This is a genomic window from Laceyella sacchari, from assembly GCF_024927925.1.
Taxonomy (GTDB): domain Bacteria; phylum Bacillota; class Bacilli; order Thermoactinomycetales; family Thermoactinomycetaceae; genus Laceyella; species Laceyella sacchari.
The window spans coordinates 2,656,656-2,671,890 of record NZ_CP103866.1; the positions used below are offsets into that span (position 1 = coordinate 2,656,656).

Here is a 15,235-nt window from a genome sequence, read left to right on the forward strand (position 1 = left end):
AGCCTATGCTCCGACCTTGTCTGGATAAATCTTTTGTTTTCCGTGTTCCGCCCGTTTATAATAAAACACGAAAATACTTGGAAGAATGGTTGAGGCTAACGATGAGATTAAGAAGAAAACCTGAAGCAAAGCAAAAATTGATGGAACATCCCCTTGTCTTCACCCCAACAGAAGACAACAAAGGGCAGATGCAAGGCCAGTGGCGCTCCGCCTTCCCTCATGAAACCCATCCGCTTCATGTAGAGCTCGGCACGGGAAAAGGCCAATTCCTGGCCAAAGCATCAACATTGCGACCTGATATTAATTGGATCGGGGTGGAACGAATTGAAGAGCCGCTCTTGCAGGCTGTTCGCAAGGGCGAAGCAACCGAAAACACCAACCTCCGCTATATATGGGCCGATGTGGAAAACTTAACCGACATTTTCGCAACCGGAGAAGTCGACCGCATCTATCTGCACTTTAGCGATCCTTGGCCCAAAAAGCGGCATGCCAAGCGTCGCTTAACTTACCGCCGGTTTCTTGATTTATATGAACAAGTGTTGGCGCCGGCTGGCGACCTGATCTTAAAAACGGATAGCGTCTCCCTGTTCGACTTCTCGTTGGAAGAATTTGAAGAGCGGGGGTGGGAAGTGGTCGAAATCAGCCGCGATCTGCACCACAGTCCCTATGCCCCCACCAACATCACCACGGAATACGAAGATAAGTTCTCTTCCCGAGGCATGCCTATTCACTATGTGAGGGTTACTCCGCCCAAAGAGCGGGCTGTAGCTGACGAAAATTAACAGCTGGAACAAACCGCCGGCACATTGACTTTTCATGGATTTCCCCTATAATTATTCTTTGTATGGCTCAAACTGCCTCCGAGGGAATTTGAGGATAGCATGCAAACGATAGGTGAGAGGATCACCCTCACTGATTCGCCCCATGAGCTCTTCATGGGTGTCCTGCCTTTCGCCGCTATCCGGAAGGCGCGGATAACGTTAGCGAATCAGCACCCTGTCATTTGCAAGAAACAAATGCAAATGATGAAAGGAGCAATAACAATGGCACGTTACACTGGACCAACATGGAAACTGAGCCGTCGCCTGGGTATCTCTCTTTCCGGAACCGGTAAAGAGTTGGCTAAACGCCCATATGCCCCAGGTCAACACGGACCAGGCCAACGCAAAAAATTAAGTGAGTACGGACTTCAGCTTCAAGAAAAACAAAAACTGCGCCTGATGTACGGCGTGGGCGAAAAACAATTCCGCAACTTGTTTGTGCGTGCAGGCAAGATGAAAGGGATTCATGGTGAAAACTTCATGAAACTCCTGGAATCTCGCCTTGACAACCTCGTTTACCGCGCTGGTTTCGCCCGCACCCGTGCCCAAGCCCGCCAATTGGTGGTGCATGGCCACATCACGGTAAACGGCAAAAAGCTCGACCGTCCGTCTTACCAAGTACAACCTGGCGAAGTGATCGGATTGCGTGAAAAAAGCCGCAATCTGAGCATCATCAAAGAAGCTCTGGAAGAGCGTCAATACCTGCCAGAGTTCATGTCTTTCGATGAGAACAAACTGGAGGCTACCTACAACCGCCTGCCAGAGCGTTCCGAAATGCCATCCGAAATCAACGAAACCATGATCGTTGAGTTCTACTCCCGTTAATTTGGGGGATTTGATAAAAAAACGGCTGATCCCATGGATCAGCCGTTTTTTCATGGTGATGAAGTGTCAGCGAGAACTATGAATCTTATTTAACATATATTTATCCCTTTCTATATATAACTCATTAGCAATTTTTGCTAAAATATAGATACAGGGGTTTGTTTCTCTTCTCACTACCCCATCTCATCCTCCATCTCTTCATTCCTTCGCCTTACTGTTGTTTCAACATTCCAAAAACGCCGCTCAAATCAGATATCGCTTTTTTGCACCGTTTCCCGGTGCTTAACCCCAAACCCCTTTTCCATACCGGTTAGAACGTTTTTAAAATCCTCAAAGGTTAGGTGATCCCTGTGACACCACCTAAGCATATTCTCGCCGCATATGTGTTGATCCTTAACTATGACGCGGAAATCCTGCTTATCAAACACCCTCAACGCGGTTGGGAGCTTCCCGGTGGTCAAGTAAAAGAGAATGAATCCATCCGCCTTGCCGCCATTCGCGAGGTCAAGGAAGATACCGGGGTTCTCATCAAACTTGTCAAATACTGCGGCATATTCCAAAATGTGCGCTCGAATATCTGCAACTTTCTATTCATCGGCAAACCGATCGGCGGCCGCATCTCCACCAATGGCGATGAATACGAAGATGCTGGCTATTTCCCGGTTGAAACAGCGATGCGCCTTGTCACATGGCGACATATGAAACAACGGATTCTCTACTGTTTAGATGAACGCAGACATCCATTCTTTGTAGAATATTAAGGGTCGGCTCCGCCTTCTGATGGGCCGGAGGCGGAGCCAGCATGTTTCTCCCAGTCGTTGAGCATCAGTTAGCAGCCATGCGTTTGATTTAACACATCCTGTCCCCAACGGTGCCGCGTCCTCAGAAGATGGCGAAGACACTTGTGATCAGACAGCTTCGTCTCCACATACCGACGCAAGGATTCTTCTACGAACGGCAAGACCCGAAAGTTGCGCTCGTGATGCCCTGTCTGTACCAATGACAGCATTTCTCGATAAAACGCTACATCCAGACGACTGTCCCCGCACACACATTCCTCTTTCATGTGGGCTTCCATTTTAGCCACCGCTTCCTCCAATTCAGCCTTGATCTCTTCCATCAACTCTTCATGCCAATACTCATGGTGCAACTTCTCCCACACCCGCAGTCCATGATCGTGCGACTGCAATCCTTTATTGCTTCGCTTAGCCAAAATAAATCATCCCCATCCTTTTAATCGGATTTAAACTCACCTCTATTATACTGAAAAGTGAGAAAAATCGGTAAAAGGATGATGATTTATTTATCCGAATTTGGCTCCGTGCCAGCTTGTCATCACACCGGGACAAACAAGCCGACGGAGGCATCCTCCATCGGCATGCCGTCCTGGTATCGAGTTTACATCAACCCAAGATCACTTTGGCAAACTTTCGCCGACCTACTTGCACAACCATCCCATCTTGCACTTCCACTTTTGCCTGCGGGTCCGTCACTTTCTGTTGGTTGATGCGTACGCCCCCTTGCTGGATCATGCGGCGACCTTCTCCATTGGTGGCCACAAGCCCCAATTTGCTGAGCAAAGCGACAATCCACATCCGTCCATCCTCCAAGTCGGCGGCATTGACCTGCACTTCGGGCATGTCATCCGGCAAGTCTCGCTGTTGGAACACGGTCTTGAAGTGGTTCTCAGCTTCTTGCGCCGCTTGTTCGCCGTGGTACATCCGCACCAGCGTGCGACCGAGGCGCATCTTGGCATCCCGCGGGTGGATGGTTCCCTCAGCCAACCCTTGTTTCAGCTCCTCCAACTCCTCCAACGACAGATCCGTGGCCAGTTCAAAGTATTTTACCATCAACTCATCTGGGATAGACATCGCCTTGCCGTACATGTTGTTGGGGTCCTCATCCACCCCAATGTAGTTGCCCAAGCTTTTGCTCATCTTCTTCACGCCGTCTAAGCCTTCCAACAACGGCATGGTGAGAATCACTTGTTCCTCTTGCGCATATTCTTTTTGTAGTTGACGCCCCATGAGCAGGTTAAAAGTCTGGTCCGTTCCACCTAACTCGATATCACTTTTGAGCGCCACCGAGTCGTATCCTTGCATGAGCGGGTAGAAAAATTCATGAATGCTGATCGCTTGCCCACTTTGGTAACGTTTGGAGAAGTCATCCCGCTCCAACATGCGAGCCACCGTGCACTTGGAAGCGAGGAATGTCACATCGGCAAAAGTGAGCGGGCTCAACCAAGAGCTGTTGAAGTGGATTTCCGTCTTGTCCGGGTCCAACACTTTGAACAGTTGCTCCGCGTACGTTTTGGCGTTTTCCTTTACTTCCGCTTCCGTCAACTGTTTGCGCGTCTCCGACTTGCCTGTCGGGTCGCCGATTTGGGCCGTGAAATCACCGATGACCAACTGCACAATGTGCCCCAGTTTCTGAAAGTCGCGCAGCTTGTTGAAGACCACCGTGTGGCCGATATGCAAGTCCGGCGCAGTCGGGTCCAAACCTAATTTAACCTTGAGCGGCTCTCCCGTTTCAATCGAACGGCGCAATTTGGAAATCAATCCTTCTGCTGGAAGGATTTCTGCCGCTCCTCGTTGAATAATTTTCAGTTGTTTCTCCAATTCAGCCTGAACTTCAGGCTTCATCGCTTGCTCTTGCGTACCCATGTTTACCACCAACCTTTTTGAAATATAAAAAAACCCCGCCCCCCAAAAGGGACGGAGTTTATTTCCGCGGTACCACCCTAATTGAAAGCACGAATTGGCTTTCCCCTCATTGCATAACGGATCGCTCCGTACACCGACCTCATTAGGCCGGCATCAGCTCCCAAGTGTAATTCATCGATAGCGATCCACTGGTTCGCACCAACCACCAGCTCTCTGACATGGATTCCATCCATCGACTACTGCGCTTGTTCACAGCTTTTCAATATGTTACCTGACGAGTCAGGGGCTTGTGACATGCGATTATGCTATAATATTACCCTAGAACGAGGAGGGTATCAAGTGAATGGATAAACACCAAATGCGGCGTTCTCGCAAGAGTTCCAATACTCGCATATTCAAGAAAATCCTTGGGGCCCTTTACGTCTTATTCGCCGTCGCACTGATTTTGGTTGCGGCGGGAATCGGAGTCGGGGCGGGGATCGTGTCCGCCATGGTGAAGGATGAACCGATTCGCACCAAAGAAGATTTCCAAAAGGAATTGGACAGTCTGTTCCAAAACAGCTACGCTTACTTCCAAACCCAAGACGGACAAGGCCAACCCCTGAGAATTGGCGCATTTCGCAATGGTGGCGACATGCGCAAACTGATTCGATCCAAAAACGATGTGAGCAAGTATCTGGTAGATGCCTTTATCTCCGTCGAAGACCGCGACTTTTACAAGCACAAAGGTGTGGTTCCCCGATCTCTATTACGCGCATCGTACCAGCAACTGGCCAAGTCCGAGGTGAGCACTGGCGGAAGCACGATCACGCAACAGCTCGTCAAAAACGTCATCCTGAAAGACTTTGACAAAGACCTCGAGCGGAAGGCAAAAGAAATCATTTTGGCCATCCGGCTCGATGCCATGTATGAAAAAGATGAAATTCTAACTTATTATATGAACTCTGTCTTTTTTGGCAACGGTGCCAACAAACAGCGACTTCATGGCGTACAGGCTGCGGCCAAAGGCTTGTTCAACTTAGACCCCAAAGACTTAAACTTGGCCCAATCCGCTTATATCGCCGGCATGGTACAGCGGCCCAATGATTACAATCCTTTTGGGGGCGAAAAAAACCTCGCCCGCGGCAAAAAACGCATGAAGCTCGTGTTGGATAAAATGCTAGAAAACGATAAAATCACCAAAGAAGAATATAATAAAGCGCTAAATTTTGACATCAAACAATCCCTGGCCAAGCCCAATAACGAGAGCAACGGCTACACCAACTACTCATACATCATGTACGCTCTGGAAGAGGAAGCGGCCGAAATCCTGATGAAGAAGGACGGCTTGGACATTGAAAAATTGAGTCAGGAAGGGAAATACCTGACGACTTTGAATCACTACATCGAACAAGTGCTGACGCGCGGCTACCACATCTACAGCACCATCGACAAACCGATGTACGACGCCATTAACGCCGCCGCCAGCAAAGGGCTGACCTTTCACACCCGCACTTACAAGGGAGTGAAAGAGCAAGAACAGCTGGGCGCCGTGGTCTTAGACAACCGCACCGGCTCCGTGCTGGCATTTGTACCCACTTCCAACAACAAAGGGAAACTAAACCACGCGCTTGACGCTTACCGCCAGCCCGGTTCGGCCATCAAGCCGCTCATCGTGTACGGCCCAGCGATGGAAGAAGGGATTATTAGCCCCTCTACCCTCATTCTGGACGAGAAGTATCCAAAAGCGGACGGCTCAGGCTATTACGAGAACGCGGCCAACAAATACTACGGCCCTGTGACAGTGACCAAAGCGCTCACGTATTCATTCAACATCCCGGCCATCAAAACATTTAACAAAATGGGACACGATGTGGGTTTCGCTTACTTACGCAAACTGAACATCCCTCCCCACAAAAATGACACGGAAGCCGCGGCCATTGGCGGGCAATACCGTGGCTACACCGTGGATAAGATCACTGCCGCGTTTGCCACATTCGCCAATGAAGGGAAATACAATTCCCCTCATCTGATCGCCAAGATCACCGATGCGAACGGCAACACGATCTATGAGCACCAAGCAGAACAAAAACAGGTCTTCTCGCCGCAAACTTCCTATCAGATGATTAAAATGCTGCGCAATGTCGTCACCCAAGGCACCGGGGTCTATATCGGTTCTCGTGTGTATGGGTATGACCTTGCCGGCAAAACAGGAACGACCAGCGACGACAAAGACTTGTGGTTCATCGGTTCCACGCCAAACATCACCATTGGTGCCTGGGGCGGATATGACCATAACTTCCGCATGTCCCATAACGACAAATTCACCAAGCGGGCGTGGGTCAACATCTTTAAAGCCGCTGCAGCTGCCGCACCGGAATACTTTGACAAAAATGCCCGGTTCCAATCGCCCGGCGGCCTAAGAGACAACATCTCCTGCTTGGATTGCGGCGCCATCAACGACTACTTGTCGAAGCAAAAGAAAAAAGAGGAAGAAGAACAGAAGCAGAGAAAGCCAAATCAGCCTGGCGATCCCGGTAACGAGCCTGGTGACGAACCTGGCGATAATCCCGGTAACAACCCTGGCAACAATCCGGGGGATGGCCCCGGTGATAATCCAAGCGACGGTCCTGGTAACAATCCCGGTGGTGACGAACCCGGGGATGGCAATCAAAGGCCCGCCTTCCCACCACGACCGCCGAATCGGGATTAATCCCGCCAAGACCGATTAATAAACAACCCTCCACCCGTCAAGGGATGGAGGGTTATTTGTATTCACTCAAAAAGAGTAGGCCGGAATCATCAGCTATACCCGTATGAAACACTTCTCATCCACAGCCAATGACCTGATCGTGTCTAGTACATCAAGTTAAAAAGAAGCGACCGAAAAACCTGTCCCAATAAGCGTCGATGCACAAGTGAAGCGAATGGGAAAACGGTTTTGGAGCCGCTACTATTCATCAGTGTGCAACCACCCCAAACTACCAATATGCCCATTCCCATTAACAATGAATCCAAAAGCAAAAATCATCGTTCCATCACAAAAGATATTGTCATAATTTGTATAACACCTAGCATGCATATCCCTGTGATATAATTATCTTCGCATGGAACCAAGGGGGGGCGAAAGATGGAAAAATACCCTTACAATAAACAAAAAGCCAAAGGGAAGAAAAAGGCATTAAAAATAATTGGCAAAGTTCTATATATTAGTTTAGCTACGATTTCTATCGTTACCGTTGGCAGTGTTGGGGTTGGTGCAGGCGTTGTATCAGCGCTAACCAAAGACGAAAAAATACGTACCAAATCTTATTTTGACAAAGAATTGTCTGGTTGGTCACAAACGAGTTACGCTTATTTCCGATCTGAAGATGGGAATCAACCACCTAAACCGATTGGTGCGTTAATCTCCCCTGATGATCGCAAGCTCGTCAAAAAACTGAATGAAGTCACCCCTTATTTGACCGATGCTTTTTTAGCAGTCGAAGACCATGAGTTTTATCAACATAAAGGGATCGTTCCTTCATCTCTGATCCGTGCAACTTGGCAACAAGTTTCCGGTAGTGAAGTGACCACAGGCGGTAGTACCATTACACAACAATTAGTAAAAAATGAACTCTTTACCCAAGAAAAATCGTTGGAACGGAAAGCCCTTGAAATTATTAATGCCTTAAGGATTGAAAAATATTACAACAAAGAGAAAATCTTTGTCGCTTACATGAATAGCGTTTACTTTGGCAAAGGTGCTCACGGAAAGCACATGTACGGCGTTGTCGCTGCAGCACGCGGGATCTTCAATAAAGACGTCAAAGAGCTCAGTTTGCCACAAGCGGCTTATATTGCAGGGATGGTTCAACGCCCCAATGCATACAATCCATTCCGTGGGGATGACAATATCCGATTAGGGACAAAACGGATGAAATTGGTTTTGGCTAAAATGCTTGAGAACAAAAAAATATCGAAAGCTGACTATGATCAAGCGATTAAATTCGATATTAAAAACTCCCTGGCCAAACCAACTGATTTTGTGAATCCATTGGAAAAATACCCCTACATCATTACAGCCACAGAAAACGAAGCCGTTGATATATTGATGGAGCAGGACAAAGCAGAAAAAAACGCAGCAAATATTAAAGAATACCGTGACCGCATCAAAAAAGGTGGGTATAAAATCTATACCACCATTGATGAGCAACTCTATAATGCTTTGAATGACTCGATCAAAAATATGAATGTCCCAGGAAAATGGAAAAACGGGAAGAAAGTCAAAGAGCAAATTGGGGCAACACTCATTGACAATAAAACCGGTTCTGTACTTGCCTTTGTTTCAGGAACCGACTTTAAAGATACGCAACTTGATCACGCGTTTGAAGTAGAACGGCAACCCGGCTCTGCAATCAAACCGCTGTTGGTTTACGGTCCCGCCTTAAACGACGGCATCATCTCCCCTGATTCGATGATTTGGGATGAACCCGTTCCCAAAGGTGACGGTACGATGTACAAAAACGCAAACGGGAAATACAAAAATGGCCCGGTCACAGCGACTTATGCCTTGCAATGGTCGTTGAACACTCCGGCAATCAAGTTGATCAAAAAACTTGGGGTGCAACACGCTTTCGACTACTTGCGGAAGATGGACATGCCTCCACATAAATGGGATGGCGAAGCCTCGGCTCTCGGTGGGATGAGAAAAGGATATACGGTAGCTCAAATGACTGCTGCTTTTGCCATGATCGCCAACTCCGGTGTATACAACAAGCCTCACCTAATCGAGCGAATTGAAGATTCTTCTGGCAATGTCATTTATGATTTTAATAAGCAGTTTAAAGAGAAACAAATCTTTAGCCCGCAAGCCACATACCAATTGACGCAAATGATGCGGGAAGTTGTACGTAACGGTACGGCTAAAGTTATCGGTGGACAATTGGGCGGATACAATATCGCCGGTAAAACAGGAACCACCAGTAATTACGTTGATCTATGGTTTGTCGGTTTTTCTCCTGAGGTGTCTCTGGGAGTATGGTCCGGTTATGATCAACATTATAAAAATGCACATGAAACGTTCACCAAGCAAGCATGGGCTCGCCTGTTCAAAGCGGCAGCTCAAACCAAGCCGGATTTGATTAAACCGGGTAGCAATTTTAACAATCCAGGCGGTTTGACGAGCGGCAAATGTTTTGAATGCGGCCGCGCCGTCCCGAAAACCGATGCGGAGCCTGGGAAAGATCCCGCACAGGGAGAGGGACAACCTCAAGGACAACAACCTCCGGCAGGAGAGACTCCAGAACAACCCAATACGGGACAAACTCCCCAACAGCCAGCTGGAGATCAAACTCCTCAACAGCCGACCGGGGGAGAAAACGGGCACAACAACACACAAAATGGTGGCGGCGAAACGTCGCAATAAAAGTAGCACCTTCCCCATCACCACGGGGAAGGTGCTTTTTTTTCAATCTTCCATGGTAGACAAATCGCCTGTAGGTAAACCCAACTCCCAAGCTTTCAACACCCGGCGCATGATTTTGCCACTTCTTGTCTTCGGCAACTTATCCCTAAACTCAATTTCGCGCGGGGCAGCATGGGCGGCCAAACGCGTCTTCACAAATTGGCGGATCTCCTCTTTCAGCTCCTCCGAAGGTTCATAGCCCTCCCGCAACGCAATGAACGCTTTGATGATTTCACCCCGGATCGCATCCGGTTTACCAATCACTCCTGCCTCAGCCACGGCATGATGCTCCACCAACTTACTTTCCACTTCAAACGGCCCGACCCGTTCACCGGATGTATTGATCACGTCGTCCAGTCGGCCTTGGAACCAGAAATACCCGTCTTCATCCATATAGGCAGAATCGCCTGACACATACCATCCAGGAATGCGGAAATATTCTTGGTACTTCTCGGGATTTTTCCAGATCTGGCGCATCATCGACGGCCATGGAGTCCGGATCGCCAGGTTCCCCATCGTATACGGTGGCAACTCGTTCCCTTCATCGTCAATGATCGCCGCATGGATACCGGGGAAAGGCTTACCCATCGAGCCCGGTTTGATCTCCATCTGCGGGTAGTTGGAAATGAGGATGCCACCAGTCTCCGTCATCCACCAGTTGTCATGGATACGCTTACCGTACGTCTTCAGCCCCCAGCGCACCACTTCGGGGTTCAGCGGTTCACCCACGCTCAGCACGTGCCTTACCGATGAAAGATCATATTTTTTAACAACGCTCTCCCCCGCCGACATCAGCATGCGGAAAGCCGTCGGCGCACTGTACCAGACTGTTACTTTGTATTTTTCCAATGTTTGATACCAATCATCGGGACTAAATCGGCCACCGCGCACCACATTGGTCACGCCATTGAGCCACGGCGCGAAAATTCCGTAGGAAGTGCCCGTCACCCAGCCCGGATCAGCCGTGCACCAGTAAATGTCGTCATCTTGCAGATCTAGCACCCACTTCCCTGTCTGGTAATGCTGGATCATGGCATTATGCACATGCAAAACGCCTTTGGGTTTCCCTGTAGAACCAGATGTATAATGAATGATCATCGGGTCTTCCCGATCAACCCATTCAATGTCCAAATCGGAGGAAGCTTGACTCATTTCCTCTTCAAAGCTGTAATATCCTTCGACCAGTTCTCCCACCGCACCGACCAAAATGATGTGTTTTAAATGAGGAAGCGCATCCACCGGCACCCGCTCCAACAAAGCAGGCGTTGTCACCAGCGCAACGGCTTCACTATTCTCCAGCCGATCCTTGACGGCCGCTTCCATAAACGCTTCAAACAAAGGCCCGATAATGGCTCCGATTTTGATGGTTCCCAAAACGCTGACATACAGCTCCGGAGTGCGCGGCATAAACACAAACACGCGATCCCCTTTACTGACGCCCAACTTGCGCAACACATTGCCGAATTGATTGGATTTTTCCTTTAGTTGCAAAAACGTGTAACGCTCTTCTCGCACAGCGTCGCTGTAGATCAAGGCTGTTTTGTTTCCCTTCCCCGCTTCCACATGACGGTCTATGGCTTCATAGGCGGCGTTCACCTTGCCGGTGTGGTGCCAAGAAAATGTCTGCTCCACTTGTTTCCAATCAAAATGGGATCTCGCCTCTTCATAACTGCTCATATTGTTGCCGGTGGTTTGGACTGGCACGCGTTCTTCATGGGTCATCAAGTCACGCCTCCCTTTGTTTGCAAACGATTTCAGTTTTCATTATTATATCACATGAATAAATATTAGCAATTTAACACAATAAAATAACCGGCGGCTGTCTAAGCCGCCGGTTGGAGTTTAATGCTGCGGTTGAAATGTCTTGCAGTCTGTTTCCTTGCTCGTCTCCGCTTCTTCTTTATGGGTGACCACATAGATGGCATCCGCCTTGCACTTGTTGCCTTGTCCCCAATAAGTACAGTTGCTCACTTCACACAAGACATCTTTTGGCATATAAACTCCCCCTTTCCTAAACCTAATTTGTCCTGGAACAAGAGGGAGTACTCATCCAATTATTTCTGCATCCGCAGGCGCAAAATCGCTTGAATCATGCTAGCAGAACGCTCGGAGGCCAGCTCTGTAAACTCGGCAAAATTAACATCAGCCGTGTGATCAGCGCGGTCAGACATAGAGCGGATCACCACATATGGTACATCGGCCAAATGGCACACATGGGCGACGGCAGCCCCTTCCATCTCTACACAAGCCCCGTCAAACTGCTCTCGCAACTCCCGCACTTTGCCGGCATCAGAGATGAATTGATCACCGGACAGGACTTTGCCCGTCAATACCTTGACGCCGGAAATGCTACGGCCTGCTTCGACCGCCCAAGCGACGAGCTGCTCATCGGCCGGGAAAATCGACACATCTTGGAATGGTACAGTCCCTCTCGGAAAACCGACCGGGCTGGCATCAATATCATGCTGTTGGCAAGCAGTGGAAACGACGATATCCCCAATGTCCAAATCGGGATGCAGAGCCCCTGCAACTCCAGTAAACAACACGGCATCTACTTGAAAATAGTCGATCAGCGTTTGTGTGCACACAGCGGCATTCACTTTGCCCACGCCGGATTTGCAGAGAACCACAGGTGTGCCACACAGCATTCCCGAGTAATATGTGACACGGTAACGCTCCTGCTCTTGAACATCCTCCATAGCGTTTAGCAACGCTTTAATCTCCTCATCCATGGCGCCGATGACGCCGATAATTTCTTTGTTGTCTTTCATCTGTTCATCCCTCTTCTCCCCGGGCCGATCCGCTTAGCGCTCATCTTCCCATTCTTTCAGTTTGGTGGAATTTCTCAGCTCCATGCTATATTGCAGGTATACTTGTCCGCTTTCTACTTGCTCGTCATTCATATACTTGGTCAACAAGCGCATCGCAACCGCGCCGATGTCGTACATAGGCACGCTGACCGTAGAGAGTAACGGGCGCACCTGGGAAGAAAGCGGGATATTCTCAAAACCGATAACGGACACATCCTCCGGCACGCGCTTACCTAAATCCTGCACGGCGTGGATCGCTCCCACCGCCATCTCATCGCTGGCCGCAAACACCGCGCTCACGCCCGGCTGGCTTTCAAGCAAACTCTTCATCTCCTCATAACCGGAACGGTAACGGTAATCGCCCAACCGCACCAACGCTTCATCAAACGAAGTTTCGCTTTCTTCGATTGCTTCTTTGTAACCCACATAGCGCGGGTATCCATTCACCGAATCGGTCAGCGGCCCACCGATAAAGGCGATTTGTTCATGCCCTTCATGAACGAGGATAGTGGTCGCTTCTTTGGCTGCTTGGATTTGATCAATCGTCACGTAAGGGAGTTCTCTTCTTTCGTCACGCGTGGCGGCCAATACCACCGGCACCGTACTAGCAGCAAAAATTTCGCGGTGGGAGTCGGTGATTTCACCGCCTAAGAACAGAAGTCCGTCCACCTGCTTCTCCAACAACGCCTCAACCAGCTGGATTTCTTTCTCTTTTTTCATATCGGAATTGCTTAGAATAATATTGTAATGATACATGGTGGCAATGTCTTCGATCCCACGGGTCAACTCAGCATAAAAGGTGTTGGAGATGTCCGGGATCACCACGCCCACCGTGGTCGTCTTTTTGCTGGCCAGGCCCCGCGCCACCGCGTTGGGCCGATATCCCAACTGTCGAATAACATCCAGCACCTTTTTGCGAGTCACTGGTTTTACATTAGGGTTTCCGTTCACCACACGGGAAACGGTCGCCATCGATACGCCCGCTTCCCTGGCCACATCATAAATGGTTATCGTCTCTTTTTTCTTCACCATACTTATTCATTCACATCCAGTTCAGTCAAATTTCTTGATCTGCCAGTCTATCTTGGCCTTTCACAAACGATTATGGCCGCACGATTATTTTTTCCAGACATAAGAAAAGCAACCACACTTTTGTCTTATGTCCTCGGAATGGGCCTCAGATCGTTTCATTGCGCAACTGGGACATCAGTTGCAACACATATGGCAGGGTGTCGCCCATGATACTCGTCCACGCTTCCGGCGATCCCCGGTTGATCCAGACAATCGGGGTACGCGGAGCCAACGCTTTGTACAGCTTTTTGGTTGAGATCAAGCGAGGAACCATCGGCGGCAAGTGCGGATTTTTCTGCCGCGCTTCCGCAATCAGCCGCTCTGCGTGACGGGCAGAAGTGAAAAAGTCGACAATGGGGCTATGATCCTGTCCGGCCAAAATCACCATATTGCCGTCGGGGTCGACAACAACCCAGATTCGGCGCAATTCAGCCATCGCCCGGCACACTTCCCAACCGTTGCCCATTCCTTGCCCTTCGATAGTCGCTTTTTCTAATTTTTTCAGCCCTTGCGCCACATCCGGGTCTATCGGCCGCTCTGATCCCTGAGTCTGAGCTGCTCCCTGCGGCGGCATCACCGGTTGCGGTGATTCCGTCGCTTTTGGAGTCACTTCAGGAATAGGCGGAGTCATTGGCGGTGCTGGGTGATCCACCAACGGCACATCTTCCTGCCGGGACTCCACCGCTTGGGATGAATGGGGTTCCAGCGGATGGTCTTCAACTGGTGGCACTTCTTCTTGGGGCGTTGCCGCAACCTGGGAGGAGCCGCTGTCAAAAGCGATCATAAACGGATGCTCCACGACGTTCTCGTCAATGATACCGTGTTGGCTGCCAAAACGGATCGTTTCCATATGCTTGCTTGTCAACAAAGCTTGTTCCGGCAAGCTAAAGTGGAAAAACAAGGACGACGTGCCCAGCTCTTCACACCGATCCCAGATGACGGACCATGGGTGTTGCACAGGTTGCCCACCTGATTTCCGGGTCACATACTCCGCATCTTGCTCAGAGGCGTAAACGGCGATCGTATACGACTCTGGCTGGTACTCCACCATCAACATGTTTTGATCCATGGTTGGCACCCAGGGTCCGGTCATTTGTGAAAACTGTTGGGCGGCATACTCTTGGATCATCTGCAAAACATGTTGCTTGGTCAGAAACAGCCGTGACGGGAGTCCGGGGTTAAATAAAATCCCTTGTGCATCCGATCGATAGGCCTTAATCAGAAACGAAAGGGCGGGCTCTTCGGTCATCCGCACATGTTCCGGTTCATTCACTTTAACATTGCGTGCCGCTTCCAAATCGGTAAAAGTCACGATGAAGCGGCTGTTGGGTTCATTTCCCCGCGCCAGAAACGGCGTTTCCCCCGCTTCGCCGTGATTGTACAAAACAATCAACCGCGGCAGGCGTGTCGCAAAAAATTGATACAACTGCTCTGGTGTAACACGATTGGCACTGGCCAATTCCAAACATTCGCGTACATTCAACGAAGCTTCCTCCCCCTACAAAACAAGTCCAACTCATTTATTTGCAAAGGCCTCGCAATTATCTACTATGGCAAGCGTTAAAGTAATATCCCTTGTAACATCATAACAAATTATAAGCAAAAAAAGCGAACCGACGA

12 protein-coding genes and 1 other annotated feature are annotated in these 15,235 nt (G+C 49.4%); of the genes, 5 read left to right on the forward strand and 7 right to left on the reverse strand.

The genetic code is table 11. From position 1 onward, the window contains the following. Window positions 1-101: 101 nt before the first annotated feature. The 3 genes from trmB (at window position 102) to NYR52_RS12970 (ending at window position 2,407) form a co-directional block, all read left to right on the forward strand. Complete coding sequence (gene trmB, locus NYR52_RS12960) at window positions 102-782, forward strand: tRNA (guanosine(46)-N7)-methyltransferase TrmB (RefSeq protein ID WP_246026946.1); 681 nt, start codon at window positions 102-104, stop codon at window positions 780-782. A gap of 261 nt (window positions 783-1,043) precedes the next feature. Next, window positions 1,044-1,646, forward strand: coding sequence for a 30S ribosomal protein S4 (gene rpsD, locus NYR52_RS12965; RefSeq protein ID WP_022736862.1), 603 nt, complete (start codon window positions 1,044-1,046; stop codon window positions 1,644-1,646). Window positions 1,647-1,996: 350 nt separating this feature from the next. Further along, window positions 1,997-2,407, forward strand: coding sequence for an NUDIX hydrolase (locus NYR52_RS12970; RefSeq protein ID WP_132222820.1), 411 nt, complete (start codon window positions 1,997-1,999; stop codon window positions 2,405-2,407). Between the two features lie 68 nt (window positions 2,408-2,475). Here NYR52_RS12970 and NYR52_RS12975 read toward each other — a convergent pair whose 3' ends face one another. After that, window positions 2,476-2,859, reverse strand: a complete 384-nt coding sequence (locus NYR52_RS12975; protein WP_259435779.1) for a hypothetical protein — start codon at window positions 2,857-2,859, stop codon at window positions 2,476-2,478. A 190-nt stretch (window positions 2,860-3,049) separates the two neighbouring features. Further along, complete coding sequence (gene tyrS / locus NYR52_RS12980; RefSeq protein WP_259435780.1) at window positions 3,050-4,309, reverse strand: tyrosine--tRNA ligase; 1,260 nt, start codon at window positions 4,307-4,309, stop codon at window positions 3,050-3,052. A gap of 44 nt (window positions 4,310-4,353) precedes the next feature. Then, window positions 4,354-4,571: a binding site (T-box leader), on the reverse strand. Between the two features lie 81 nt (window positions 4,572-4,652). On the opposite strand from tyrS, the gene NYR52_RS12985 reads away from it, so the two are divergent. Both NYR52_RS12985 and NYR52_RS12990 read left to right on the forward strand, forming a co-directional pair. Next, a complete protein-coding gene (locus NYR52_RS12985; RefSeq protein ID WP_132222826.1) occupies window positions 4,653-7,001 on the forward strand; it encodes a transglycosylase domain-containing protein in 2,349 nt (782 codons plus the stop codon). A gap of 417 nt (window positions 7,002-7,418) precedes the next feature. Beyond that, window positions 7,419-9,695, forward strand: a complete 2,277-nt coding sequence (locus tag NYR52_RS12990) for a transglycosylase domain-containing protein (RefSeq protein WP_259435781.1) — start codon at window positions 7,419-7,421, stop codon at window positions 9,693-9,695. Between the two features lie 42 nt (window positions 9,696-9,737). Here the strand turns inward: NYR52_RS12990 and acsA are convergent, their stop codons facing one another. From acsA to NYR52_RS13015, 5 genes are all read right to left on the reverse strand, one after another. Beyond that, window positions 9,738-11,456 (reverse strand): acetate--CoA ligase, encoded by a 1,719-nt coding sequence (acsA, locus tag NYR52_RS12995; protein WP_259435782.1) that lies wholly within the window; start codon window positions 11,454-11,456, stop codon window positions 9,738-9,740. Window positions 11,457-11,576: 120 nt separating this feature from the next. Beyond that, window positions 11,577-11,729 carry a DUF1540 domain-containing protein gene (locus NYR52_RS13000; RefSeq protein WP_132222832.1) on the reverse strand — a complete coding sequence of 51 codons (153 nt, stop codon included), beginning with the start codon at window positions 11,727-11,729 and terminating at the stop codon, window positions 11,577-11,579. Window positions 11,730-11,788: 59 nt separating this feature from the next. Next, the gene (locus NYR52_RS13005) at window positions 11,789-12,505 is read right to left on the reverse strand and encodes a 5'-methylthioadenosine/adenosylhomocysteine nucleosidase (protein ID WP_132222834.1); all 717 of its coding nucleotides are present in this window, start codon (window positions 12,503-12,505) and stop codon (window positions 11,789-11,791) included. Window positions 12,506-12,538: 33 nt separating this feature from the next. Continuing rightward, the gene (gene ccpA, locus NYR52_RS13010) at window positions 12,539-13,576 is read right to left on the reverse strand and encodes a catabolite control protein A (RefSeq protein WP_022736871.1); all 1,038 of its coding nucleotides are present in this window, start codon (window positions 13,574-13,576) and stop codon (window positions 12,539-12,541) included. Window positions 13,577-13,721: 145 nt separating this feature from the next. After that, window positions 13,722-15,098, reverse strand: a complete 1,377-nt coding sequence (locus tag NYR52_RS13015; RefSeq protein WP_259435783.1) for an SseB family protein — start codon at window positions 15,096-15,098, stop codon at window positions 13,722-13,724. Between the last annotated feature and the right edge of the window lie 137 nt (window positions 15,099-15,235).

Bases quoted from the DNA above. Each gene is read 5' to 3' on its own strand.
- NYR52_RS13000 (WP_132222832.1), bottom strand. From the start codon at position 11,729: ATGCCAAAAGATGTCTTGTGTGAAGTGAGCAACTGTACTTATTGGGGA.
- rpsD (WP_022736862.1), top strand. From the start codon at position 1,044: ATGGCACGTTACACTGGACCAACATGGAAACTGAGCCGTCGCCTGGGT.
- tyrS (WP_259435780.1), bottom strand. From the start codon at position 4,309: ATGGGTACGCAAGAGCAAGCGATGAAGCCTGAAGTTCAGGCTGAATTG.
- NYR52_RS12985 (WP_132222826.1), top strand. From the start codon at position 4,653: ATGGATAAACACCAAATGCGGCGTTCTCGCAAGAGTTCCAATACTCGC.
- ccpA (WP_022736871.1), bottom strand. From the start codon at position 13,576: ATGGTGAAGAAAAAAGAGACGATAACCATTTATGATGTGGCCAGGGAA.
- NYR52_RS13005 (WP_132222834.1), bottom strand. From the start codon at position 12,505: ATGAAAGACAACAAAGAAATTATCGGCGTCATCGGCGCCATGGATGAG.
- NYR52_RS12990 (WP_259435781.1), top strand. From the start codon at position 7,419: ATGGAAAAATACCCTTACAATAAACAAAAAGCCAAAGGGAAGAAAAAG.
- trmB (WP_246026946.1), top strand. From the start codon at position 102: ATGAGATTAAGAAGAAAACCTGAAGCAAAGCAAAAATTGATGGAACAT.
- acsA (WP_259435782.1), bottom strand. From the start codon at position 11,456: ATGACCCATGAAGAACGCGTGCCAGTCCAAACCACCGGCAACAATATG.